Below are 2,355 nucleotides of genomic sequence, written 5' to 3'. Positions count from 1 at the left end.
TAAAGAACATTTGTTCTGTTAATATTAGATCGATAAAGGAGTGAGTCGATATGCTTAGGGATCGAGGAACAATCAAATGGACATCAATGATGCTTCCAGAACATTTAACACAGCTTAGACAAGATTTGATTGATGTATCAAAAATTGAAAAGCCAGCCTTAGATGATCAACAAATTGAGGAGATGGATATTCTCGTCTCTGAGGCATTAGGATTTAATAAAGAGATGAAATTCAAACTCTTTAACAATGGATTCGTTGAAAATGTTACCGGCAGAGTCCATTACATTAATTTTGAACAACAAAAGCTTCACGTAAAAGACCAGAACGACAATACAATTTATATCAACATGAATAACATCATAGGAGTTACATACAATGATTGATTACTCACAATTTCCACGTAAGAATATACTTTGTGTCGATATGAAATCCTTTTATGCTTCTGTATCGGCTGTAACAATGGGGCTTAACCCTTTAACATGTTATCTTGCTGTTGTAGGGAATACGGAGAGACAGGGAAGTGTAGTATTAGCTGCATCTCCTGCACTTAAAAAAGATTTTGGAATCAAAACAGGATCGAGACTATTTGAGATACCTGAAGATCCAAGAATACACATTGTAAATCCGCAAATGAAGCTTTTCATCAGAGTTTCGACTGAGATTACAAAGCTGTTTTACAGATTTGTTCCTGAGAAATGTGTCCATACGTATTCAATTGATGAATCTTTTTTAGATGCAGGAAAAGAAGATCCCGAAGGAATGGCTAAAGCAATCCAAAACAGCTTGTGGAGAGAATTTGGTTTGATGTGCACAGTGGGCATTGGAGATAATATGTTACTCAGTAAGCTTGCGCTTGACCTGGAAAGTAAGAAAACAAAGAGTGGTATTGCACGTTGGAGATATGAAGATGTGCCAAATAAACTCTGGAATGTTCACCCGTTGTCTAAAATGTGGGGAATAGGAGGGAGGATGGAAAGAAACCTGAATCGGATAGGAATATCAACTGTAGGTCAGTTAGCTAAATTTCCTTTAGAGCTGCTTGAAAAGAAGTTCGGCATAATGGGAAACCAGTTGTACTACCATGCTCACGGAATTGATTTATCAGAAATAGGTGCTCCGTTGATGCAAGATCAGATTAGTTTTGGTAAGAGTCAGATTTTACTGAGGGATTATACAAGGAGAGAAGAGATTAAGGCTGTTCTTTTGGAAATTTGTGAGGAAGTCGCAAGAAGGGCACGTACACACAACAAAGCTGGTCGAACAATTAGCCTGGGTATTGGTTACAGTAAAGATGAGCTTGGGGGTGGATTTTATCGAGCAAAAACAATTGATCTTCCTACAAATATAATGATGGATATTTATAGATGCTGCCTGATGCTCTTTAATAAGTTTTACTCAGGTAAGACTATGCGAAGTATCTCAGTCACTCTTTCTAATATAGAGGATGATGTGAATCAGCAGTTGAGTTTATTTGAAGTGGATAATGAAAACAGAAGAAAGCTTGGATTTGTAATGGACGGGATAGCTCAAAGGCGATATTAAGGGCTGTTTCTTATACGCCTGCAGGGACAGCACTTTACAGAGCTGGTTTAACAGGTGGACATAAGAGTTAAAACCCTTCTCATTGAGAAGGGTTAAACATGGATGAGTTATGAAGTTTCTGACTTACAAACTAAAAATGAATTTATTTAGAATAGTTTCCAAGTAACAATAAAATAATAGTCATAATGATAATTAATAATATTGCTCCAACTACGATTAAAGTCATCTTTTTTAATAAACTGTTCTCTTCTGACTCGATTCCACATAATGTCGCTCCTAATGCAATTCTAGAAGGACAAGCCATCGTTGCATGTGAAGAACTTGCATTTTGAATACTTGCAACTAAATTTAATGGTAATCCAGTTTTTGTTGCTGTTTGAACTTGTAATTGGGTGAACATTGCATTTGATCCTGTATTACTACCTGTAAGGAAGCCCCCGATTCCCCCAATAAATGGAGAAACGTATATAAATAGTGTACCAAACATTAATCCAGCAGCATTAGCTATGGTAAAGGTCATGTTTGATGCAGTCATTAATTGTGAAATTGCTACAAATGCTGTGGTGGAAATTACAAAAGGAACCCATTGTTTTATAGTGGTTTTAATTGAATTCCAGATAACATTCTTTGAAATTTTAAAAATGAATATCGTATATAGACATGTAACAAAAAGCCAGAAACCCGGCGAATAAAGTAAAGCTAACGAAAAAGAAAAAGCAGGTAACTCAAGAACAAAAGTTGATTCTAAAAAATCTTTAAATAAGGGTATAAGTCTTGTGGCAAAAATTGATATAGTCAAAAATAAGTAAGGAC

2 protein-coding genes and 1 pseudogene are annotated in these 2,355 nt (G+C 35.8%); 2 read left to right on the top strand and 1 reads right to left on the bottom strand.

What is annotated here, in order from left to right:
• Window positions 1–50: 50 nt before the first annotated feature.
• Together RAC86_RS37865 and RAC86_RS37860 are read left to right on the top strand one after the other, a co-directional pair.
• Window positions 51–383 carry a YolD-like family protein gene (locus RAC86_RS37865; RefSeq protein WP_072566414.1) on the top strand — a complete coding sequence of 111 codons (333 nt, stop codon included), beginning with the start codon at window positions 51–53 and terminating at the stop codon, window positions 381–383.
• Window positions 376–1,613: pseudogene (locus RAC86_RS37860) on the top strand (Y-family DNA polymerase). The gene RAC86_RS37865 and the pseudogene RAC86_RS37860 overlap by 8 nt, the downstream one beginning before the upstream one ends.
• Window positions 1,614–1,684: 71 nt before the next feature.
• Here the strand turns inward: RAC86_RS37860 and RAC86_RS37855 are convergent.
• A partial coding sequence (locus tag RAC86_RS37855) for an L-lactate permease (protein WP_377886875.1) occupies window positions 1,685–2,355 on the bottom strand: 671 nt, incomplete at its 5' end.

The organism is Bacillus sp. LR_5 (assembly GCF_042709275.1).
Note: the sequence above shows the minus strand (reverse complement) of the source record. Positions and strands in the feature narration are given on the sequence as shown.